Origin of the sequence: Pseudomonas sp. C9-3 (genome assembly GCF_032392015.1) — a bacterium.
In the GTDB taxonomy this organism is placed as follows: Bacteria; Pseudomonadota; Gammaproteobacteria; order Pseudomonadales; family Pseudomonadaceae; genus Pseudomonas; species Pseudomonas nitroreducens.
The window spans coordinates 2,867,934-2,890,125 of the sequence record NZ_CP135919.1; the positions used below are offsets into that span (position 1 = coordinate 2,867,934).

The window sequence follows — 22,192 nt, forward strand, 5'->3', positions numbered from 1 at the left end:
CCGTTACCGGGCGGTAACGCTGCCCTATGCTTGCCAATTACAACGATAAATACAAACAAGAGTCGCCTTGCATGCCCAATCCCACCGGAGCCGCGCCCGTGCCGCCGGCTGCAGCCCGTTCGCCATTCCCCACTGTCCAGTCGCGGGAGAACGGCGATGCCTGAAGTCCATCTCGAGTTCTCCGGCGGTTCGATGATCGCGCTGAATGCCATCATCGCCCTGATGATGTTCGGCGTCTCACTGGAACTGCGCCGCGATGATTTCGCCCGCATCCTGCGCCAGCCCAAGGCGCCGGTGATCGGCATGCTGGTGCAGTTCCTGCTGCTGCCGGCCGCCACCTGCCTGCTGACCATCGCCCTGCCCATCGACCCGGAACTGGCGCTGGGGATGATCCTGGTCGCCACCTGCCCCAGTGGCACCTTCTCCAACATCATGACCTGGATGGCCAGGGGCAACGTCGCGGTGTCGGCCAGCGTCACCGCCGTGTCGGGGTTGAGCGCGGGTATCTTCACACCGCTGAACTTCGCCCTGTACGCCGGCATCAACCCGGCGACCCGCGGCCGCCTCACGCAGATCCACATCGACCCGCTGGAACTGGTCGGAGTGGTACTACTGGTGCTGATTCTGCCGATGCTACTGGGCATGGCCCTGGGCAAGCACAAGCCACAGCTCGCGCGGCGCCTGGAGAAGCCCATGCGACAGTTGTCGCTGCTGGTGATGCTGGGCTTCGTTGGCATGGCCTTCGCCAAGAACTTCCAGCAGTTCATGGCCTACTTCCATCTGTTCTTCTGGCTCGTCCTGCTGCTCAACGGCACGGCGCTGCTGCTGGGCTATACCTGCGCGCGGCTGTGGAAGCTGCCGGACGCCGACGTGCGCGCCGTCACCCTGGAAAGCGGCATCCACAATTCGGCGCTGGGCATGGCGCTGATTCTCACCTTCTTCCCGCAGGCCGGCGGCATGCTGCTGATCGCCGCGTTCTGGGGCTGCTGGCAGTTGTTCTCCGGGTTGCTCCTGGCGCAATGGTGGGCGCGCCGTGAACCCCGAGGCACCGCGGTGAGCGCGTCATGAATGCTCCGGCCATCGCCCTTGGCGGTTTCATCCTGCTGGCCTACACGCTGGAAGCCATCACCGGCTTCGGCAGCGTGGTGATCGCCCTGTCCCTCGGTGCGCTGCTGATGCCCATCGAAACGCTGCTGCCGATCCTGGTACCGCTGAACATCGGCATGACCGGCTACCTGTGCTGGCGGCACCGGCGTCTGATCGATACCCGCCTGCTGCTGCGTACCGTATTGCCGGGCATGCTGGTGGGCATGGTGATCGGCTACCTGTTGCTGCCGCACCTGGACCCACAACCGCTCAAGCGCGGCCTGGGCGTGCTGATCCTCTGGTTCGCCGGCCGCGAACTGTGGCGCCTGCGCGCCAGCGCGCCGGCACGCGGCCACACACCGAGCTGGGTGGTACGCCTGGCGACCGGGGCCGCCGGTGTCTGCCACGGCCTGTTCGCATCAGGTGGGCCCTTGCTGGTCTACGCACTGGCCACCCGACCGCTGGATAAAACTCGTCTGCGCGCCACCCTGGTCTGCGTCTGGTTCACCCTCAACGGCCTGCTGACCCTGGCCTTCCTCCTCGATGGCCGCCTGCGGCCGGCGCTGCCGCAGGTGCTCGCCTACGCCCCCTTGCTGCTGCTCGGCGTCTGGCTCGGCGAACGCCTGCACCACCGCTTCGAGGAACACCATTTCCGTCTCGCCATCCACTGCCTGCTGCTGGTCAGCGGCGTCCTGCTGCTGTCGCCCTGGAGTCTCCTGTGAGCTACGACATCATCATCAAGAACGGCCTCTACTTCGACGGCAGCGACGCCCCCGGCAGCCTGCGCCACGTCGGCATCAAGGATGGGCGCATCGACACCCTGAGCGTCAGCCCGCTGGACGAAAGTGGCTGCGCGGAAGTCATCGACGCCAGCGGTCGCTGGGTGACCCCGGGCTTCCTGGAAATCCACTCGCACTACGACGCCGAGGCCATCGCCGCCCCGGCGCTGAAGGAATCGGTGCGCCACGGCGTGACCACCGTCTCCGTGGGTTCCTGCTCCATCAGCATGGTGCTGGGCGAGGCCGAGGACTGTTCCGACCTGTTCACCCGTGTCGAAGCCGTGCCGCGCGAGCAGGTGCTGCCGATCCTGCGCGACAAGCGCACCTGGAAGGACGCCAAGGGCTATCGCGCCTTCTACGACCAGCAACCGCTGGGACCGAACCTTTGCTCCTTCCTCGGCCACTCCGAGCTGCGCGTGACAGTCATGGGGCTTGAGCGCGCCATCAGCGGCGCCAAGCCCACCGAAGCCGAACTGCAACGCATGGAAGAGCTGCTGGAGCAGGCGCTGGATGCCGGCTGTTTCGGCCTGTCGGTGATGACCACGCGCCTGGACAAGATGGACGGCGACCGCGCCTGGTCCAGCCCGCTGCCCTCCACCTTCGCCAGCTGGAAGGAATTCTCCCGTCTGTTCGCCGTGCTGCGCCGGCGCAACGCGCTGATGCAGGGCGCGCCCAACGCGGTCACCAAGATCAACGTGTTCGCCTTCCTCTACCAAGCCCACGGCTGGTTCCGCCGGCCGCTGAAGTGCTCGATGCTCACCGCGCTGGACCTCAAGTCCCAGCCCTTCATGCATCGCATCACCCGTGCCTCCGGCTGGGTCGCCAACCGCCTGCTGCGCGGCCGCTACCGCTGGCAGACCCTGCCGGCGCCCTTCGTGGTGCGCATCGAGGGGCTGAACATGAACGGCTTCGAGGAGTTTGGCGCCGGCGAAGTGTTGCGCGACATCAAGGACCCGGAAGAGCTCTACACGCGCATCCAGGACCCGGCCTTCCGTGAACGCTTCAAGAAGGACATCAAGGCCACCCTCAGCCTCGGCCTGTGGCACCGCAACCTGTCCGACTGCTGGGTGCGCGAGTGCCCGGACGCATCGTTGGTCGGGCGCAACTTCGAGGACATCGGCCGCGAGCGCGGTCTGGACCCGGTGGACGCCTTCTTCGAGCTGGCCGGCCAATACCGCAACGAACTCAAATGGACCACCTGCTACGGCAACCACCGCCCCGAGATCATTGGCAAGCTGCTGTCCAGCCCCTGGACCCAGCCAGGCTTCGCCGACTCCGGTGCGCACCTGGCCTCCCATGCGCAGTACAACTTCCCGCTGCGCATGCTCAAGTACGTGCGCGACGCCGAACTGGCCGGGCAGAGCTTCATGGATACCGGCCGCGCGGTGCATCGCCTGACTGGCGAGCTGGCGGACTTCGCCGGGATCGACGCCGGCTATATCCGCGTTGGCGACCGTGCCGACCTGGTGGTGGTCAACCCGGCCGGGCTGACCGACGAGCTGGATGACGTCTGCGAGGCACCGATGGAAGTCATCGGGCTGACGCGGCTGGTGAAGCGCAACGACGATGCGGTGGACGCCACCCTGATCAATGGCCGCGTGGCGTATCGGCGTGAAAGCGGCTTCCCCGAGGCGTTGGGCAAGGAACGCGTGTTCGGCACCTTCCTGCCGGGGCGCGATGTGCTGAGCCGGCCGCAGGAAGTGTCGGCGGGCAGCCCGGTTTACGGTCGGTAAGATCAGTGTCGCTGGTGGTTCGCGAGCAAGCTCGCTCCTATACGGAGCGCGTGCTCTTCGTAGGAGCGAGCTTGCTCGCGAACCCGATTGACGCCAGCCACACCGAATAACCGCGCAGCGGGCCGAGATTGACGCTCTGCCGCGCACGCTCTAGAGTGCGCGCTTTCCTACATCCTACGCTGCACCCGCATCATGACCCCGTTCTGCCGCTTCGCCGATTCGTCGCTCGCCCTCCTGCGGGAGCCTCCGCGCGTGCGCAAGGTCGATGCCGTGTTGAACCTGCGTCGCAGCGTCCTCTTCGCCTTCACTTTCTCCCCGCCTACCGGCCACTGAGCCGGATTCCGCGCGCCCTCGCGCCGGTCATTCCGCCTTTTGACTCCGCCCACCGGTGAATCCCGGCGGGCTCGTTTGCATTGGCACGCCCGTCGCTTGAGCGCCCGGGCAAGAGAAGGTTTCCATGAATACCCCGACTACCCTCAACAAGCCCCTGCTGGCGGTGCTGCTGTTCGCCGTTTCCATCGTCGGCCTGAGCCTGGGTGCCACCCTGCCGCTGGTGGCGCTGCGTCTGCTGGATAACGGTGCCAGCGCCCTGCAGATCGGCATTCTCTCCGCCGTACCCGCCGCCGGCATGATCCTCGCCGCCACCCTGGTCGACCGCGCCTGCCAGCTGATGAGCCGGCGCCGTCTTTATCTGCTGTGCTTCGTGCTGTGCACCGCCAGCACCGTCGCCATCGAATTCAGCAGCCATTCCCTGTGGCTGCTGGCCGCCGCGCGCCTGGCGCTGGGGGTCGGCATGGGCATCGCGATCATCCTCGGCGAGGCCTGGGTCAACGAACTGTGCGGCGAGCACAACCGCGGCACCATCGTGGCGCTGTACGCCACCAGCTTCACCGCCTTCCAGCTGCTCGGCCCGACCCTGGTGGCGCTGCTCGGCGCGCAGACGCCCTGGGTCGTGCTGCTGGTCAGCGCCGGGCACCTGATTGCATTGGCCACTGTTGCATTCGCCATGCCCGAGGACGGTATCCACGAGCACGTCGAGGAGCCGCGCAGCTTCTCCCTCGCCGGCTTCCTGCGGGTGGCGCCGGCGCTGTGCATGGGCGTGCTGTTCTTCTCCTTCTTCGACAGCGTGGTGCTGTCGCTCTTCCCGGTGTATGCCACCAGCCACGGCTACGCGGTGGGCATTGCCGCCTTCATGGCGACGGTGATCCTGCTGGGCGACATGCTCTTCCAGATGCCGCTGGGCTGGCTCTCCGACCGCCTCGATCGCTCCAGCCTGCACCTGCTATGCGGCGTGGCGGCCATGCTGATCGGCCTCGCCCTGCCCTGGCTGATCGGCCAGCCGGCGCTGCTATGGCCGGCCCTGATGGTGCTCGGCGCAGTGGCCGGTGGCGTCTACACCCTGGCACTGGTGCTGATCGGCCAGCGCTTCCGAGGGCGCGACCTGGTTACCGCCAACGCCGCCGCCGGCATGCTCTGGGGCGTCGGCAGCCTGCTTGGCCCCCTGCTCAGCGGCAGCCTGATGGACCTCGGCCCACAAGGCGTGCCAGTGGCACTGGCGCTGGCCGCCGGCCTGTTCGTCGCCACCGCGGCCGCCTCGCTGCGCCGCGCCACCATGCGCACCGCCTGATGCCTCAATAGAAGGCAAGGCGCATCGACTTGGTGCCAGTGCGATCAGGGCTGGCACCTGCCTGCCACTGGGAATTTCAGCTAAGCAATTGAAATCCCCAGTGGTTTTTCCGCTTCACGAAAACTGGCATTTCAATTGCTCTGTCCCCTGCAACGGGATGCATCGCCCACGGCAAGGTAGCCACCGGGTGAGCGAACGCAGCAAGGCACACACTGGAGTTGCACCACAGGCGAACTAGGGTTCCGGTCTCCGTGAGGGGATGTCTGGTCCGAGAGTTTTCCGGCCCTAGGGACAGGGCTACACGGCGGGAGAAAAGCCCGGGAGACGTGATGTCATCCCGTGCCGATTTCCAACCGTTAGGAGCAATGCCATGACCATGCCGCTTTCCCTGCGTTCCCTGCGCAAGACCCTGCTCGGTGCCTGTCTGGTTGCTGCCGCCGGGGTCGTGCCGCTGACTCTGCAAGCCGCCGAGAAGCTCAAGATCGGCACCGTCGTCTGGGCCGGCTACGCGCCCTTCTACGTCGCCGACAAACTCGACCTCTACAAGCCCCACGGCCTCAAGGTGGAGCTGCAGTTCTTCAACGATCCCGCCCTGATCCCCACCGCCATGACCGGCGGCGCACTGGATGGCGGCATGCTCACCTACGACCAGGTGGTCGGCGGCGTCGCCAAGGGCCAGCCGTACCGCGTGGTGATGCCCATCGACTTCTCCAACGGCGGCGACGCCATCGTCGCGGACAAGTCGATCAAGTCGGTCGCCGACTTCAAGGGCAAGAAGATCGGCTTCAACCCGCTGTCGCCCTCCGACTTCCTGCTCGCCTACGCGCTCAAGAGCCACGGCCTGAGCGACAAGGACGTCAGCCCGGTGAACATGACGCCTGAAGGCATCCCCGGCGCCATGGCCTCGGGCAGCCTGCCGGTGGGCGTGACCTACGAACCCAACGTCTCGCAGATCCTCGGCATGCCCGGCGACAAGTTCCACGTCGTGTATTCGTCGAAGGACGCACCGGGCCTGATCACCGACGTGCTGGTGTTCAACCAGGCGGTGATCGGCAAACGCCAGAAAGCGATCAGCGCGATGATCCAGGGCTACGCCGACGGCCTCGCCTACATGAAGGCGCATCCGGACGAATCCGCCGAAATCATCGGCAAGGTGCTGGGCGTCAGCGCCGCCGAGGCCAAGGAGCAGATGGCCGGGGTCTACAACATCCCGCTGGCGGAGATGGGCAAGAACTTCGAGAAGTCCGACGCCACCAGCTCCTTCTTCGGCAGTGGCGCGGTGATCGCCCAACTGCTCAAGGACAACAGCCAGATCCCGGCGATCCCCGACCTCGCCCAGACCTTCGACGCGCAATTCGTCCAGGCCCTCGCCCAGTAAGGCACCCACCCGACGCTCTCGCCGGGACGGCGGGAGCGCTCACGGAGGTATCCATGTCCGCGTCCCTGTACCGCTACGCCGATGGCCGGCTGCCCAACAGCCTGGCACTGGCCTATGCCTTTGGCGGCTATGCCGCCGGCTTCGCCCTGCTGTTCGCCGACAGCTGGCTGCTCAACGCCGCCGGCACCCTGTTGCTGGGCCACGCGATGATCGTCGCGGCCTACCTGATCCACGAATTCGCCCACGGCACCATCTTCGCCAAACCGGCGCACAACACCTGGGCCGGCGAGGCCTGCAGCTGGCTCTGTGGCAGTTGCTACGCCGGCTTCCAGGACCTGCGCCGCAAGCACATGCGCCACCACGTCGACCGCGCCGACGTGATCACCTTCGACACCAAGGCCTTCCTCGCCCGCTGCCCGCGCTGGGCGCGCCGCCTGGTACTGGCCGCGGAATGGGCCTACGTGCCGGCGGTGGAGCTGATCATGCATTACTACGTGATCCTGCTGCCCTTCATCACCGACAATCCGCGCCACCGCGCCAACCGCCGTCGTGTGGCGCTGACCCTGCTGGTGCGCGGCGCGCTGTTCGGCCTGGTTGCAGCGGTGTCGTTCAAGGCGCTGGTGCTGTACTTCGTCGCCTGGACGCTGATGATCATCGTGCTGCGCTTCACCGACGCCTACCAGCACACCTACGACGCCTTCGCGGTACTGGAGGACGGCGGCAAGATCCCCGACGACAAGTCCCGCGACCGCACCTACGAGCAGATGAACACCTACTCCAACGTGGTCTCGGTGCGCTGGCCGGTGCTCGACCTGCTGCTGCTCAACTTCGCCTACCACAATGCCCACCACGAGAAGCCCGTGGCGCCCTGGTACCGCCTGCGCACACTGCACCACGAGCTGTATGGCGACGGCTACGCCCAGGTTCTGCCGATGCACCTGCTGTTCAAGGGCTTCCATCGGCACCGCTTGCGCCGCGTGGTCGACGACCATTACGGCGAGGTGGCGCCCGAAGGCAAGGACCGCGCCGACGGCTTCTACGGCGCCGTGGGCGTCTCCTTCCTGACGGCGGTCTGAGCATGATCGACTACCGGGGCAAACGTGTGCTCATCACCGGTGCCGGAAGCGGCATCGGCAAGGGCCTGGCGCGGGCATTCGCCGAACAGGGCGCGACACTGGAACTGCTGGATCGCAACGCCGCAGCCCTGGCGGCAGTCGCCGACGAGCTGGCCGCGCTGAGCGATGTGCGCAGCCACGCCCTGGACCTGGGCAACAGCGCCGCCATCGCCGGATTTGTCGCACTCCGCGAAGGCGCACCGCTGGACGTGTTGATCAACAACGCCGGCGTCGAGTACGCCACGCCGCTGGACGACCCGGATGGCGAAGCGGACAGCCGCTGGCAGGCGCTGCTGGACAACAACGTCGCCTCGATGCTGCGCCTGACCCGCGCCCTGCTGCCGAGCCTCAAGGCGGGTAGCAGCGTGATCAACCAGGCCTCGATCTGGGGCCTAAAGGGCGTGCCGGGCTTTTCCGCCTACGTCGCCAGCAAGCACGCGGTGATCGGCCTGACTCGCTCGCTGGCCTGGGAACTCGGGCCACGGCGCATCCGCGTCAACGCGGTGTGCCCCGGCTGGATCGCCACCGACGCGGCGATGCGCTCGCTGCAGGTCATGGCTGCAGCCAACGGGCGCAGCGAGACGGAGGAGCTGGCGCAGATACTCGCCGCGCAGGCGGTGCCCGAACTGCTGACGCCGGCTGACCTGGCCGGCACCTTCCTGTTCCTCGGCAGCCCGCCTGCCAACGCCCTCACCGGTCAGGCGCTGTCGGTCAGCCATGGCGAGGTCATGCACTGATGAAACCGCTCGAAGGACAGACCGCACTGGTCACCGGCGCCACCCAGGGCATCGGCCGCGCCACCGCCCTGGCGCTGGCGGGAGCCGGTGCGACGGTATGGATCAACCACCTCAATCAACCCGAAGCCGCCACCGCGCTGGTGGCACGCATCGACGCCTCGGGCGGAAAGGCCTACGCGGCTCAGGCAGACGTTTCCGCGCCGCAGCAGGTCGAGGACCTGTTCGCCCACGTGCTTGCCGAGGGCGACCTGCACATCCTGGTGAACAACGCCGGGATCATCCTGGAGAAACCTTTTCTCGACACCAGCGAGGACGACTGGGCCGCACTGCTCGGCGTCGACCTCACGGCGGTCTATCGCTGCTGCCGCCACGCCCTGGCGCACATGCAGGCGCGCGGGGATGGCTGTGTGGTCAATATCGCCTCGGAACTTGGCCAGCTCGGCCGCGAGCGTTACGCCGCCTATTGCGCAGCCAAGGCCGGGGTGATCGGCCTGACCAAGGCGCTGGCCCGCGAGTTCGCCCCGCACATCCGCATCAACGGCGTGGCGCCGGGGCCGGTGGACACGCCGATGGTCTCGGTGGAGCACATGAGCGAAGCGATGATCGCCCGTGAAACGGCGATTCCCGCCGGGCGCCTGGGCAAACCCGAGGAAATCGCAGCGGCCGTGCTGTTCCTCGTCTCGCCCGAGGCCAGTTTCTTCCACGGGCAGATGCTCGGCGCCAATGGCGGCGCCTGGATGGGCGCGTGATGCGCGCGGAAGTCGTCCTGCTGCTCGGCGCCAGCCTCTGGGGCCTGGGCTGGATACCCCTGGCGCACTTCGCCGGCCAGGGCCTGTCCGGCATGCCGGTGGTGCTCTGCACCTACGGGCTGCTCAGCCTCGTCGCCGTTCCGCTGGTACTGCGCCAGCGCCGCCAGTGGTGGCCGCAGCGTGGCGCGCTGCTGGCGATCGGCGTGTTCGGTGGCTGGGCCACCGCCGGGCTGGTAGGCGCGTTGTCCGAGGGCGATGTGGTGCGGGCAATGCTGCTGTTCTACCTGGCGCCGGTGTGGGGCCTGATCGGCGGCCGCGTGCTGTTCGGCGAACGCCTCACCCCGCCACGCCTCGGCGCGCTACTACTGGCCATGGGAGGCATCGCGCTGACCCTGGGTGTCAGCCGCGAGACCTTCCGCCCGCTGGGCGCCAGCGACTGGCTGGCGCTCTCCGCCGGCTTTGCCTTCGCACTGAACAACCTCGCCACCCGCGCCGCCGAGCAGGTGCCGCTGACCAGCAAGGCGGTAGTCGGCTTCATCGGCAGCGCCGTGCTGGGCGGCCTGTTCTGCTGGCTGCAGAGCACACCTCTACCGGCCGTCAATGCACACCAGTGGCTGCAACTGGCGGGCTTCGGACTGTTCTGGCTGGCCGCCATGGGCGCGGCGCAATACGGTTTCAGCCATGTCGAGGCCAGCCGCGCCGCGGTGCTGGTGGTGATCGAACTGCTGGTGGCGGTGCTCACTGCCGCCTGGATCGGCGAGCGCGAGCTGGGTCTGCGCGAATGGCTCGGCGGCTCGCTGGTACTGGCCGCGGCACTGATCGCCGCGCGCCCTTCACCCGAACCTTCCCCCACTCTCTGCGAGGCCGAATCATGACTGTCCGGATGGACCAGCTCAGCTGGGTCGAGTACGCGCGCCGGGTGCGCGAGCAATCCCCTGTGGTCTTCCTGCCCTGCGGCGCCACCGAGCAGCACGGCCAGCACCTGCCGCTGGGCACCGATGCGCTGCTGGCCAGCGCGCTGTGCGAAGACGTTGCCCGCCAGGTCGACGGGCTGGTCGCGCCCGCCCTCTCCTACGGCTACAAGTCGCAGCCCAAGTGCGGCGGCGGCCAGCATTTCTGCGGCACCACCAGCCTCGACGGGCAGACGCTGATTGCGCTGGTCCGCGACGCCGTGCGCGAGTTCGCCCGCCACGGCGTGACCCGCCTGGTATTGGTGGACGGCCATTACGAGAACCAGTGGTTCGTCACCGAAGGCATCCAGCTCGCCCTGCGCGAACTGGGCACCAGCAGCCCTCTTGAAGTGATGCGCCTGGAGCATTGGGACTTCTGCAGCGAGTCCACGCTCAGCGAGGTTTTCCCCGACGGCTTCCCCGGCTTCGCCCTGGAGCACGCCGCAGTGATCGAAACCTCGCTGATGCTGCACTACCTGCCCAACCTGGTGCGCCTGGACTTGATCCCCGACGACGGCCCCGCCGACTTCCCGCCCTACGACATGTACCCCAGCCGCACCGAGTGGGTGCCGCCGTCTGGCGTGCTCTCCTCGGCGCGCGGCTCCAGCGCCGACAAGGGCCTGCGCATGGCCCGCGACATCGTCGGCGGCATCGCCCAGGCCGTGCGCAAGGAGTTCCGCCTATGAGCACTGCGCTGATCGTCATCGACATGCAGCGCGACTTCTGCGCCCCCGGCGGCTACGCCGACCGGGCCGGGCTGGACATCGACCGCCTGCGCGCGCCGATTCCGGCCATCTCCCGGCTGCTGGACAGCGCCCGCAGCCTTGGCCTGCTCGTGGTGCATACCCGCGAAGGCCATCGCGCCGACCTCAGCGACCTGCACGCCAGCAAGCGCCACCGCGCCGAATTCGCCGGTGCGCCGATCGGCCACCAGGGCCCGCTGGGTCGCCTGCTGGTGCGCGGCGAGTACGGCCACGACCTGATCGACGAACTGCGCCCGCTGCCCGGCGAACCGGTGGTGGACAAGCCCGGCTACAGCGCCTTTGCCTACACCGACCTGGACCTGCTGCTGCGCAGCCGCGGCATCGGCCACCTGGTGCTGTGCGGGGTGACCACCGAAGTATGCGTTTCCTCCACCCTGCGCGCGGCGGTGGAACTCGGCTATGCCTGTACTCTGGTGAGCGATGCCTGCGGCTCGCCCAGCGCCGAACTGCATGCCGCCGCCCTGGCGATGGTCGAGGTGGAAGGCGGCCTGTTCGGTCGCGTGCAAGGCAGCCAGGCCGTACTCGCCGAATGGGAGGAATCCGCATGTCCCGCCTGAATAACATTCCCGCTGTGCCACCCGCTTACCTCGGCGTCTGGCAACGCACCCTGCTGACCACCACTGGCGGCACCCACGACACCAGCACCCGCGTCTACTGGCTGCAGGCCGGGCGCCTGTTCGCCGACCTGCGCATTCCCCTGCCGGCACCACAGACTCCCGGCGAACTGGCCGCCCAGGCGGGATTCGCCGGCATCACCGAGATCACCGGCGACATTTGCCAATGGCACCGGGCAATCGACTTCCAGCCGCCCAATGGCGGCGAGGACATCGGCCGCATGCACTTCGTAAACAGCGAGAAAGTGCTGGAAGACGGCCTGGATGGCAGTTACCACGAAGTCTGGGAGCGCCTGCCGGAATCCATCGGGCGCAATTGCGGCGTGTGGTTAAGCACCGCCGATGGCCGGCAGGGCTGCCTGCTGCTGGCCGGCGACTGTTTCCTGTTCGCCGCCGGGCGCCGCCAGGCATTGCCGGTGGCCGACTCACTGGCCGACCTGCTGGACAGTGACCACCCTGAGTTGCTGGATTTCGAGCTGTCGTTCGGGCGCCACCACGGCGGTGAAACGCCCTGGAAGATCGAGCTGTCCACCCTGCCCGCCCGCATCGGCGCCGACCTGCTGCCCGCCACAGCCGATCCGGACCACCCCGAACTGCTGGCTGACGCCACCTGGCTGAACAGCCTCGGCGCCACGCCGCCCGTCGGTGGCTGGCAACCCTGCGAACTGCCCCTGTTCCCCGAGGAGGTGACGCCATGACCGCCCACCAACCCCTGCCGCGCCCACTGGCGCAACCCGCCCGCCAGCGCTGGTGGGTGATTCGCGGCGACCTGCCGCGCGGCGCCTTCTGGGCATTGGCCAGCGCAGGCCTGCTGTTGCCCGTGGTGCTCTGGTGGGCCTGCGGCGCCTTGGGGCTGACCAACCCGATGTTCTTCCCCAGCCCCGACGCCGTGCTCGCACGCCTGGGTCACTGGTGGAGCGACGAAGGCCTGGTCGGCGATATCGCCATCAGCGTCTACCGGGTCATGGGCGGCTTCCTCGCCTCGGCGGTGATCGCCCTTCCCATCGGCCTGTACATCGGCACCTATCGCCCGGTGCAGGCGTTCCTCGAACCGCTCACCGACTTCATCCGCTACATGCCGGCGGTGGCGTTCATCCCGCTGGTGATGCTCTGGGTCGGCATCGACGAAGGCTCCAAGGTGCTGATCATCTTCATCGGCACCTTCTTCCAGATGGTGCTGATGGTCGCTGAGGACGTGCGCCGGGTGCCCATGGCGCAGATCGAGGCGGCGCAGACCATGGGCGCCAGCCGCGCGGAAATCATCAAGCTGGTGGTGCTGCCCTCGGCGCGCCCGGCGCTGCTGGACACCCTGCGCATCACCTGCGGCTGGGCCTGGACCTACCTTGTCGTGGCCGAACTGGTGGCCGCCAACTCGGGCCTCGGCTACGCCATCCTCAAGGCGCAGCGCTACATGCAGACCGACAAGATCTTCGCCGGCATCCTGCTGATCGGCGTCATCGGCCTGCTCACCGACCAGGCATTCCGCTGGCTCGGCCGGGCGGCCTTCCCCTGGATGAAGAGGTAACCGGCATGAGCCAGAGCAAGATCGCCATCCGCCACGTCGACAAGGTCTTCAGCAGCCAGGGTCGCCATGTGCAGGCACTGCAGGACATCAACCTGGATATCCGCGCCAACGAGTTCGTCACCTTCGTTGGCGCCTCGGGCTGCGGCAAGTCCACCCTGCTGCGCAGCATCGGCGGGCTGGAGCGCCACAGCGGCGGGGAAATCCTCGTCGACGGCCGCGCCGTGGACGGCCCCGGCATCGACCGCGCCATGGTCTTCCAGCACTACAGCCTCTACCCCTGGTTGAAGGTGATGGACAACATCAAGTTCTGCCGCCGGCTCAAGGTGGTCTCCGACACCGTGCGCGGCGACGCCGACGTGGAGGTAGCCAGCGGCCGCGCCGATGCGCTGCTCAACCTGATGGGCCTGTCGGCCTTCGCCCAGGCCTACCCCAGCCAGTTGTCCGGCGGCATGCAGCAACGCGTGGCGATTGCCCGCGCGTTGATGCCCAAGCCGCAGATCCTGCTGATGGACGAGCCCTTCGGCGCGCTGGATGCACAGACCCGCGAGGTCATGCACGACCTGATCCGCCACGTGCACCGCCTGGAGAACAGCACCATCCTGTTCGTCACCCACGACGTCGACGAGGCGATCTACCTCGGCGGCCGCGTGGTGCTGATGGCCCCGCGCCCCGGCCGCATCGACAGCGTCTACGAGGTGCCGCTGCCCGCCGAGCGGAATCAGGACATGAAGATGTCGGCTGAATTCATCGCGCTGAAGAAGCAGATCCTCGCGCGTATCCGCGAGACCTCGGGCATGAGTACCGACCTGGAACTGCTGGAACAACTGACCCGCACCGCGGCGCCGGTCTGATGTCGTGGGAAAGGAATCGGCGGAGCGGGTAGCTCCGCCGTTGTGCCGGGCGTGGTGCCCGAAACGGATTGCGCCGAAGGCGCGAGGGGAACGGTCTGCCGGGAGCGGATAACCCCACCCGAAGGCTGGCAGGCCGGTTGGCCGCAGGAGCGGCCGAAAGCTTGCCGCAAGCGCCCGGTGAGGCGCTTGCGGCATCGACGTCAGCCGATGGTCATCAGGCTGGCGTTGCCACCGGCGGCAGCGGTGTTGACGCTCAGCGCACGTTCGATCAGCAGGCGTTCCAGCGGGATATCGGTTTCCCCGCGGTTCAGCCCAGTCACGCCGACGATGGCGCCCTTGCGCTGGCTGGCCAGCTCGCAGACTGCGCGCAGCTGATCGGAATCGCCGTGGTGCAGGATGGCGTCGAACACCTTGTCGGTCGTGCTCCAGTCGGCGACCAGCTCGATGCGCTGGGCGACCTCCTTCGGCAGTTCCTTCACCACGGCGGCGTTGGACTCCGCGACCAGCGCACGGCTGCCCACCGCGAGCACAGCGGCCAGCTGCGCAAGCAGGTCGGCGCGGTCTTCCGCCAGGCACAGCACGTGCTCGCGCGGCAGCAGGGTGTAGCTGTTGCGCTCACCGGTCGGGCCGGTCAGCACCTGCTGGGTGAAGCTCTGCGAGAGAGCGACATAGCCGGCCAGTTGCGCCGCCAGGGCGGTGTCCTTCTGCGCCCACTGGGCGAGTGCTTCCACGGCCTTCTCGGCATCCTTCGGACGCGGCAGCGCCTGCGCGCCGTCGCCCTTGAGCTGGTTGGCCACCGCTTCCTGCGGGCGGGTCGAGAGCAGGCGGTACAGGTACAGTGGGCCGCCGGCCTTGGGACCGGTGCCGGACAGGCCTTCACCACCGAAGGGCTGCACGCCGACCACGGCGCCAACCACGTTGCGGTTGACGTAGAGGTTGCCGACGTGGGCAGTGCCAACCACCTGTGCGATGGTCTCGTCGATGCGGGTGTGCACGCCGAGGGTCAGGCCATAACCGGATTCGTTGATCTGCGCGAGCAACTGGTCCAGTTCGGCACGCTCGTAACGCACCACGTGCAGCACCGGGCCGAAGATTTCGCGCTTGAGCTCGCTGAAGCTCTCCAACTCGATCAGCGTCGGCACGACGAAGGTGCCGCGCTTGATTTCCTCGGCATCCACGCGGGCGCTCTGGAATACCTTGCGGCCTTTGTCGCGCATCACCTGGATGTGCTTGTCGATATTGCCCTTGGCTTCCTCGTCGATCACCGGGCCGATGTCGGTGTGCAGGCGCTCCGGCGCACCAACGCGGTATTCGGCCATGGCGCCCTTGAGCATGGCGATCACGCGGTCGGCGGCGTCTTCCTGCACGCACAGCACGCGCAACGCAGAGCAGCGCTGGCCGGCGCTATCGAAGGCGGAGTTGACCACGTCCACCACCACCTGCTCGGCCAGTGCCGAGGAGTCAACGATCATGGCGTTGAGGCCGCCGGTCTCGGCGATCAGCGGGATGGTACGGCCCTGGGCATCGAGACGGCCGGCGATGTTGCGCTGGAGGATGCCGGCCACTTCGGTGGAACCGGTAAACATCACGCCACGCACACGCTCGTCACCCACCAGACGGGCACCGACGGTTTCGCCACGGCCCGGCAGCAATTGCACGGCACCAGCCGGCACGCCGGCTTCGAGCAGGATGCGCACGGCTTGCGCGGCGATCAGCGGCGTCTGCTCGGCGGGCTTGGCCAGCACGGTGTTGCCGGCGGCGAGGGCGGCGGCCACCTGGCCGCTGAAGATCGCCAGCGGGAAGTTCCACGGGCTGATGCAGACCACCGGTCCCAGCGGACGGTGGCTGTCGTTGGCGAAGTGGGTGCTGGCCTGGGCGCCGTAGTAGCGCAGGAAGTCCACGGCCTCGCGCACTTCGGCGATGGCGTTGGCGAAGGTCTTGCCCGACTCGCGCACCAGCACGCCCATCAGCGACTGGATCTCGGCCTCCATCAGGTCGGCGGCGCGCATCAGGATGGCACCGCGCTCCGACGGCTGGGTCGACTGCCAGATCTGCGCGCTGGACAGCGCGCCGAGGATGGCGTTGTTCACGTCGGCTTCGCTGGCTTCACGCACGTGGCCTACGACGTCGCGCAGGTCGGCCGGGTTGCGCACCGGTTGCGCTTCGCCCGGCGCCGCGTCGGCCAGGCCGAGGATCGGCTCGGCGACGTAGGCGTGGTTGGTGCTCGACAGCAGCGCCGAGGACAGCGAACCCAGGCGGTGTTCGTTGGCCAGGTCGATGCCGGCGGAATTCAGGCGGGAGTCGCCATAGAGGTCACGCGGCAGCGGAATACGCGGGTGCGGCAGGCCCAGGGTGCCTTCCTGCGCAGCCATCTGCTCGACCTGCAGCACCGGGTCCAGCACCAGGTCCTTGAGTGAAATGCTGTGGTCGGCGATGCGGTTGACGAAGGAGGTGTTGGCGCCGTTCTCCAGCAGGCGGCGCACCAGGTACGCCAGCAGCGTTTCGTGGCTGCCCACCGGTGCGTAGATGCGGCACGGACGGTTGAACTTGCCGTCGGCAATCTTGCCCACGACCTGCTCGTACAGCGGCTCGCCCATGCCGTGCAGGCACTGGAACTCGTACTGGCCCGGGTAGTAGTTCTGCCCGGCGAGCTGGTAGATGGCCGACAGCGAGTGGGCGTTGTGGGTGGCGAACTGCGGGTAGATGGCTTCCGGCACGGCCAGCAGCTTGCGCGCACAGGCCAGGTAGGAAACGTCGGTATACGGCTTGCGGGTGTAGACCGGGTAGCCTTCCAGGCCGTTGACCTGGGCCAGCTTGATCTCGCTATCCCAGTAGGCGCCCTTCACCAGGCGGATCATCAGGCGGTGGCGGCTGCGCTTGGCCAGGTCGATGACGTAGTCGATTACGTACGGGCAGCGCTTCTGGTAGGCCTGGATGACGAAGCCGATACCGTTCCAGCCGGCCAGCGACGGCTCGAAGCACAGGCGCTCGAGCAGGTCGAGAGAGATTTCCAGGCGGTCGGCTTCCTCGGCGTCGATGTTGATGCCGATGTCGTAGTCGCGGGCCATCTTCACCAGGCCGAGCACGGTCGGGTACAACTCGTCCATCACACGGTCGTACTGGGCGCGGCTGTAGCGCGGGTGCAGGGCGGACAGCTTGATCGAGATGCCCGGACCTTCGTAGATGCCGCGGCCATGGGAAGCCTTGCCGATGGCGTGGATGGCCTGCTCGTAGGAGGCCAGGTAGCGCTTGGCGTCCTCTTCGGTCAGAGCGGCTTCGCCGAGCATGTCGTAGGAGTAGCGGAAGCCGCGGGACTCGATGTTGGCCGCGTTGGCCAGGGCTTCGGCGATGGTCTCGCCGGTGACGAACTGCTCGCCCATCAGGCGCATGGCCATGTCCACGCCCTTGCGGATCAGCGGCTCGCCGGACTTGCCGATGATGCGGTTGAGCGCCGAGGACATGCCGGTCTCGGTGTGCGTCGAAACCAGCTTGCCGGTGATCAGCAGGCCCCAGGAAGCCGCGTTGACGAACATCGACGGGCTCTGGCCCAAGTGCTGGCTCCAGTTGCCGTTGCTGATCTTGTCGCGGATCAGCGCGTCACGGGTGGCCTTGTCCGGGATACGCAGCAGCGCCTCGGCCAGGCACATCAGCGCCACGCCCTCCTGGGAAGACAGCGAGAACTCCTGCAGCAGGCCCTGCACCAGACCCTGGCGGCCACCGGCGTTCTTCTGGTTGCGCAGCTTCTCGGCGATGCCCAGGGCCATCTTGTTGGCGGCGGCGGCCTGCTCCTTCGGCAGACGCGCCAGGTCCAGCAGCATCGGCAGCGCCTCGGTTTCCGGGCGGCGATAGGCGGCGGTGATGGCCGCGCGCAGCACCGACTGCGGCAGGATGCTCTCGGCGAAATCGAGGAAGACCTGCAACCCTTGTTCGTTCAGCGAATCCAGCGACTCATCGCCCGCCGCCGCAGCTAGGCCGGATTGCTCGGCCGGGGTGAGGCCGCCTTCCACCTGCTCCAGGTAGGAGAAGATGGCCTGCTTGATCAGCCAGTGCGGGGTACGGTCGAGTTGCTGGGCAGCCAGCTTGAGGCGCTCGCGGGTGGCGTCGTCGAGCTTCACGCCAAGGGTGGTGGTGGCCATGGGGCTTCCTGTTGTTAGAAGGTGTGCCTGAAAACGGCGCAAGGTTATACCGCCGAATTACAAGGTGCAACCAGGTGCAACCCAATAAAAACAAGCCTTTGGTCGTACGCGCGAATCCGGTGCAACCGGTGACATTTCCCACACCCGGCGCTACCAAACGGAGCACGCCAACGGCCCCGCCCGGCTGCAACCCGCAAGGGCCGGCCGGACGGCAGGAAGAAAGCAGTGTTCGTGCCAGGGCTGGAAAAGGTGCAACCCGGAGTATTCCCGGTGCTCAGTTGTAGGAGCGTTCCATCTGTCTACACGACCTCCCGGGCCGCCGGGCGCGCCTTGAGCCACAGACCGAAGGTCTTCACCACCTCCACCACCGGCCGCAGCCGCTCGCCGTCGGCGCTCAGGCAATACTCGACGCGGGGCGGAACCTCGGGGTAGACGGTGCGGGTCACCAGCCCTGCCTCTTCCAGCGCACGCAGTTCGGCGGTGAGCACCCGTTGGGAAATCTCCGGCATGTCGCGGCGCAACTCGTTGAAGCGCTTGCTGCCATCGAGCAGGTACGACACCAGCAACAGGCGCCAGCGGCCGCCAATCACTCGCATGGCTTCTTCGACCGAGCAGCCCGAAACGTTCTTCTTCATCTGTCCTTCCCGGTAACCTTTTTGTGCCCAGGCCACAAAAAAGTGCGTTCTTCCGCGCCGCATCGGGGTCGGGAATACTGGCCGCCCACTTCAAACCAGGGCCCGACCCGATGAAACTCTACTTCGCCCCCAATGCCTGCTCTCTCGCTGCACACATCGTTCTGCGCGAGCTGGGCCTGCCGTTTTCGCTGGTGCGCGTGGACAACCGGACCAAACGCACCGCCGATGGCCAGGACTTCTACCGCATCAATCCGAAGGGCTATGTAGCGGCGCTGCAGCTGGAAGACGGCACTGTGCTGACCGAGGGCGCGGCGATTCTACAGTACCTCGCCGACCTGAAACTCGAGGCGGGCCTCGCCCCCGCCAACGGCACCCTTGAGCGCACGCACCTGCAGGCGCAGCTGAACTTCATCGGCAGCGAACTACACGCTGGGATGAGCCCGCTGTTCGACAGCGAGATCCCCGAGCCGGTGAAGGACCTGCTTCGCTCGAAACTGGCCCGGCGCCTGGGTTACCTGGAACAGGTGCTGGCAGCGAACGGCCAGGTCGCCGGTGACAGCTTCAGCATTGCCGATGCGTACCTGTTCACCGTGCTGGGCTGGTCCGAACAGCTGAAGGTCGACCTCGGCGCTTATCCGGCGATCCGCCACTTCCACCAGGCGGTCGGAATGCGCCCGGCGGTGATCGAGGCGTTGCGCGCCGAAGCAGAGGTCCCGGCTGTCGCCTGAGGTGCCCGACCGTGCAACCGCTCGGCGGAAAATCTGCCGAGCCATCGCGCAAGCCGCACCTTCCGTGGTCCATCACACTAGCCCGGCCCGTCATGCGCCGGGATTTGTGCATTGAGCCCAGGAGAAACCGGATGAGCGCTGACCCTGAGAGTTTCGCCAACGCCTACCAGAACGCCCTGGTGGCAGTGGCCCTGCCCGCCTTCGCACGTGCCAGCGAATTCGCCCGCCAGCACGGCCTGGAATGCAGCGTGGAATTGCTGGATGGCCGGCGCGACCTGCCGGAGCTGAGCCTGAAGGTACGCAACTCCTGCCGCGACACCGAATGCATCTGCCGCATCAGCGCCGACCCGCAGACCCAGCGTCTCTGCCATGAGAACCGCTGCGGGGAAACCGACGCCGATGTGAAGCAGGTGATCGGCTCTATCGCCTCACTCAACGAACTGGTGCTGGACACCCGCCTCCTGGAGTTCTTCCAGAGCGCGTTCGCCCTGCACCTGGACTATGCCTCCAGCCGGCACGCCAGCAGTTTCTGGTAGCCCGCTGCGCACCTCTCCCGCCTAGCACCCGCAGGAAATCGCCCGCGCCGTCCAGCCCATGAGGGTTTCGGGGTGCCCGGTGTGCTCGTCCTGCCGCTCCTCCAGCACGACGAAGCCGTGCCGCTGGTAGAAGGCCACGGCGCCGGCATTGTTGGAATAGACCGCCAGCTCCAGCATCGGCAAATGAATCTTGGCGTCGCTCAGCAGGACCGAGCCGATGCCCTTGCCCTGGCATTCCGGGGCGACGAACAAGGCCGCCAGTGCGCCGTCATGCAGGCTGTAGAAACCGCAGATGCAGCCATCGTTCTCGACGACCCGCGAGGCAGCGGCCGGCAGGTAGATATCCCGCATGTCCTGCAGGCGTTCGCGCCAGAAGTCGGCGTGAATGAAGTCGTGAGCCTGCTGCGAAGCTCGCAGCCAGATATCCAGCACCCGGTCCATGTCGTCGTCGCGAAAGTCGCGGATCATCATCGGCTGCAATCCCCCGGTTCGTTGAAGTGCCCATGGCGTGGCGGGCGGCATCCTCGCACAAGGGATCATCGCTGCGCGCCCCCACGCACTGCCGCCAATCGTCGCACCTGCTCGCACCCGTTTCGCCGTGACCCGATGCCTGCAAGCGCCTCCTGCACTCAAGCACGCCGGGCGCCAACAGTCAGGCTCCACTCATCAGAATCAGTGAACGGCTGGCGAGCGTCGGACTCTTCCGAATGGCTCCGCCAAGTGGCAAAAGCGCGAGGTAGCGCGTCCACGACTCGACGCCTGCGGTGGCGGAAATCAGTCGAGCAGCAACGCGAAGCCGAATGCCCCTTCCGCCCCCATTCCAACCCGAACAGACAAGGAGACACTCCATGGGCAGCTATCGATGGTTCCCCTCCAGCCGCACCAGCGGCGTGCAGGAACTGCAATCACTGGTCGATGACCTGGAAAGCCTGCTGGTCAGCGGCCGAGACCTGACGGCCGACCAGCTTCCGGCGTTCAAGGCGAAATTGCGCGATCTGGTGGACGAGAGCCGGGAGACCAGTGAACACCTGATCCACCGCAGTCGCCGGGCCATCCGTGCCGGCAGCGAATATGCCGGCGAACATCCCTGGCAGACGGCGGCAATACTGGCTGCCGCCGCAGGCCTGCTGGCAGCTGCCTGCGCCTTGAGCCGCAATCAGCATTGATGCCCGAGCGGTGGTCAGCGGCCCGCTCGCTCGCCACCGCGCTGGTCCCGATGCTCAAGCAGGCCTGCGCCCGCTACGAATCGATGAAGCTGTCGATCAGCTCCAGCCCCAGGCTGCGGACGCGTCCGGCGTTGCTCAACTCATCGCCATGGATGCCGACCACGGTGACACAGGGCATGTCCGCCAACTGGCTGCCGAAGCGGATCGAATAGCGGCCGCCGGCTTCCCGGAAGCAGGAGAAATCGAACAGCGGATAGGCTTCGTGGAGAACCGCTTCCACATCCAGGCGTCGCAACTGCGTCATGGCCACCTCCTCTCCTCTGGTTGAACCCTGCCTGCCCGAGCGCCGGAGAGAAATGCTGGCGATTGGCCCAGGCGCTACGGTTCAACGGCAATGGCGGGCGAAGCGCCAGCCATGGCAAGCGGTACTGGCGGCCGAATGCACACCTGGAATCGAGGCGGGTTTCAGACGGAAGGCGTGCCGCGCAAAAGAGCAAGCGAAGCGCCGCGCCGTGCATTTTCCAGCCCCTTGCTGGTGCGCCCTTGCATCCTGCAAATGACCATTGGCCAGCATCGGCTGGGCATTTGCAGCAATAACAACCTGTTAAGCGGATGAAACAGCTTTCCCCGGCCTGGCATGGCTGATGCGAGGTTCCTGGCTCAGGCCGGCGCTCCGGCCTCTGCCAACCACCGGGAGGGAAAGACATGTCCAGTTGCCGCAATGCCGCCATCGAGCACCTGAGCCACCTGTTCAGCGACTACCGCCCCCAGTTCGCCACCAGGCCCGACGGTACGCTGCTGATCAACCTGCGCAATGCCGCGGGCAAGCGCCTCATCTCTCGGGTCATCCAGCAGGAAGAGCAATCCAGCGCGGTACTGCTGAACAACCTGGTGGAGCGCATCCGCCGCGACCTGATGACCGTGGAAGGGCCGCTGGAAGAGGACAACGTCGACTGGTTCCTCAAGCGCATCGAGTTGCAGACCTTCGTCCCCGTCAACCCGACCCACCGGCCGCGCAAGGTGGTGGTGGCCGGTGTGCGCCTGCGCGCCCTGGCCGACAAGCAGGCCCGGCAAGCGAGGTGA

General features: G+C 67.0%; 22 protein-coding genes and 1 riboswitch. Of the genes, 18 read left to right on the plus strand and 4 right to left on the minus strand.

The features are described from left to right. The first annotated feature begins 156 nt into the window (after nt 1–156). The 14 genes from RS899_RS12900 to RS899_RS12965 all read left to right on the plus strand — a co-directional run bounded on the left by RS899_RS12900 (nt 157) and on the right by RS899_RS12965 (nt 13,908). Complete coding sequence (locus RS899_RS12900; RefSeq protein WP_315810128.1) at nt 157–1,068, plus strand: bile acid:sodium symporter family protein; 912 nt, start codon at nt 157–159, stop codon at nt 1,066–1,068. Next, nucleotides 1,065–1,808, plus strand: coding sequence for a sulfite exporter TauE/SafE family protein (locus RS899_RS12905; RefSeq protein ID WP_233297603.1), 744 nt, complete (start codon nt 1,065–1,067; stop codon nt 1,806–1,808). The genes RS899_RS12900 and RS899_RS12905 overlap by 4 nt, the downstream gene beginning before the upstream one ends. Beyond that, a complete protein-coding gene (locus RS899_RS12910) occupies nt 1,805–3,598 on the plus strand; it encodes an N-acyl-D-amino-acid deacylase family protein (protein WP_315810129.1) in 1,794 nt (597 codons plus the stop codon). The genes RS899_RS12905 and RS899_RS12910 overlap by 4 nt, the downstream gene beginning before the upstream one ends. Nucleotides 3,599–4,055: 457 nt before the next feature. After that, a complete protein-coding gene (locus tag RS899_RS12915) occupies nt 4,056–5,225 on the plus strand; it encodes an MFS transporter (protein ID WP_315810130.1) in 1,170 nt (389 codons plus the stop codon). 223 nt (nt 5,226–5,448) lie between these two features. Then, nucleotides 5,449–5,551, plus strand: a riboswitch (guanidine-I (ykkC/yxkD leader). A 44-nt stretch (nt 5,552–5,595) separates the two neighbouring features. Continuing rightward, complete coding sequence (locus RS899_RS12920) at nt 5,596–6,603, plus strand: ABC transporter substrate-binding protein (RefSeq protein WP_240964926.1); 1,008 nt, start codon at nt 5,596–5,598, stop codon at nt 6,601–6,603. Nucleotides 6,604–6,656: 53 nt separating this feature from the next. Beyond that, nucleotides 6,657–7,679, plus strand: coding sequence for a fatty acid desaturase (locus tag RS899_RS12925; RefSeq protein ID WP_315810131.1), 1,023 nt, complete (start codon nt 6,657–6,659; stop codon nt 7,677–7,679). 2 nt (nt 7,680–7,681) lie between these two features. Next, nucleotides 7,682–8,455 carry an SDR family oxidoreductase gene (locus RS899_RS12930; RefSeq protein WP_315810132.1) on the plus strand — a complete coding sequence of 258 codons (774 nt, stop codon included), beginning with the start codon at nt 7,682–7,684 and terminating at the stop codon, nt 8,453–8,455. Next, nucleotides 8,455–9,204 (plus strand): 3-oxoacyl-ACP reductase FabG, encoded by a 750-nt coding sequence (locus RS899_RS12935; RefSeq protein ID WP_315810133.1) that lies wholly within the window; start codon nt 8,455–8,457, stop codon nt 9,202–9,204. The genes RS899_RS12930 and RS899_RS12935 overlap by 1 nt, the downstream gene beginning before the upstream one ends. After that, entirely contained in the window at nt 9,204–10,079 is an 876-nt protein-coding gene (locus RS899_RS12940; protein WP_315810134.1) for a DMT family transporter, read from the plus strand. The genes RS899_RS12935 and RS899_RS12940 overlap by 1 nt, the downstream gene beginning before the upstream one ends. Next, the gene (locus tag RS899_RS12945) at nt 10,076–10,840 is read left to right on the plus strand and encodes a creatininase (RefSeq protein ID WP_315810135.1); all 765 of its coding nucleotides are present in this window, start codon (nt 10,076–10,078) and stop codon (nt 10,838–10,840) included. The genes RS899_RS12940 and RS899_RS12945 overlap by 4 nt, the downstream gene beginning before the upstream one ends. After that, entirely contained in the window at nt 10,837–11,475 is a 639-nt protein-coding gene (locus tag RS899_RS12950) for an isochorismatase family cysteine hydrolase (protein WP_315810136.1), read from the plus strand. Before RS899_RS12945 ends, RS899_RS12950 begins: the two co-directional genes overlap by 4 nt. Next, a complete protein-coding gene (locus RS899_RS12955; RefSeq protein ID WP_315810137.1) occupies nt 11,463–12,230 on the plus strand; it encodes a hypothetical protein in 768 nt (255 codons plus the stop codon). Before RS899_RS12950 ends, RS899_RS12955 begins: the two co-directional genes overlap by 13 nt. Further along, nucleotides 12,227–13,057, plus strand: a complete 831-nt coding sequence (locus RS899_RS12960) for an ABC transporter permease (protein ID WP_315810138.1) — start codon at nt 12,227–12,229, stop codon at nt 13,055–13,057. Before RS899_RS12955 ends, RS899_RS12960 begins: the two co-directional genes overlap by 4 nt. Nucleotides 13,058–13,062: 5 nt before the next feature. Beyond that, nucleotides 13,063–13,908: an ABC transporter ATP-binding protein gene (locus RS899_RS12965; protein WP_315810139.1), complete on the plus strand. Its 846-nt coding sequence runs from the start codon at nt 13,063–13,065 to the stop codon at nt 13,906–13,908. 200 nt (nt 13,909–14,108) lie between these two features. On the opposite strand, the gene putA is transcribed toward RS899_RS12965, so the two are convergent. Both putA and RS899_RS12975 read right to left on the minus strand, forming a co-directional pair. Continuing rightward, nucleotides 14,109–18,044 carry a trifunctional transcriptional regulator/proline dehydrogenase/L-glutamate gamma-semialdehyde dehydrogenase gene (gene putA / locus RS899_RS12970; protein ID WP_315810140.1) on the minus strand — a complete coding sequence of 1,312 codons (3,936 nt, stop codon included), beginning with the start codon at nt 18,042–18,044 and terminating at the stop codon, nt 14,109–14,111. A gap of 299 nt (nt 18,045–18,343) precedes the next feature. Further along, the gene (locus tag RS899_RS12975) at nt 18,344–18,679 is read right to left on the minus strand and encodes a helix-turn-helix domain-containing protein (protein WP_315810141.1); all 336 of its coding nucleotides are present in this window, start codon (nt 18,677–18,679) and stop codon (nt 18,344–18,346) included. Nucleotides 18,680–18,789: 110 nt separating this feature from the next. Here RS899_RS12975 and gstA point away from each other — a divergent pair, with 110 nt between their 5' ends. Both gstA and RS899_RS12985 read left to right on the plus strand, forming a co-directional pair. Beyond that, complete coding sequence (gene gstA / locus RS899_RS12980) at nt 18,790–19,407, plus strand: glutathione transferase GstA (protein WP_233297620.1); 618 nt, start codon at nt 18,790–18,792, stop codon at nt 19,405–19,407. Between the two features lie 131 nt (nt 19,408–19,538). After that, nucleotides 19,539–19,943 (plus strand): hypothetical protein, encoded by a 405-nt coding sequence (locus RS899_RS12985; protein ID WP_024764730.1) that lies wholly within the window; start codon nt 19,539–19,541, stop codon nt 19,941–19,943. 21 nt (nt 19,944–19,964) lie between these two features. On the opposite strand, the gene RS899_RS12990 is transcribed toward RS899_RS12985, so the two are convergent. Beyond that, on the minus strand, nt 19,965–20,411 hold the full coding sequence (locus RS899_RS12990; RefSeq protein ID WP_315810433.1) for an N-acetyltransferase: 447 nt from the start codon (nt 20,409–20,411) through the stop codon (nt 19,965–19,967). Nucleotides 20,412–20,791: 380 nt separating this feature from the next. Here RS899_RS12990 and RS899_RS12995 point away from each other — a divergent pair, with 380 nt between their 5' ends. Beyond that, nucleotides 20,792–21,109: a DUF883 family protein gene (locus RS899_RS12995; protein WP_233297622.1), complete on the plus strand. Its 318-nt coding sequence runs from the start codon at nt 20,792–20,794 to the stop codon at nt 21,107–21,109. 73 nt (nt 21,110–21,182) lie between these two features. On the opposite strand, the gene RS899_RS13000 is transcribed toward RS899_RS12995, so the two are convergent. Further along, nucleotides 21,183–21,413, minus strand: a complete 231-nt coding sequence (locus RS899_RS13000; RefSeq protein WP_315810142.1) for a hypothetical protein — start codon at nt 21,411–21,413, stop codon at nt 21,183–21,185. 401 nt (nt 21,414–21,814) lie between these two features. Here RS899_RS13000 and RS899_RS13005 point away from each other — a divergent pair, with 401 nt between their 5' ends. Beyond that, a complete protein-coding gene (locus RS899_RS13005; protein ID WP_054907067.1) occupies nt 21,815–22,192 on the plus strand; it encodes a DUF3509 domain-containing protein in 378 nt (125 codons plus the stop codon).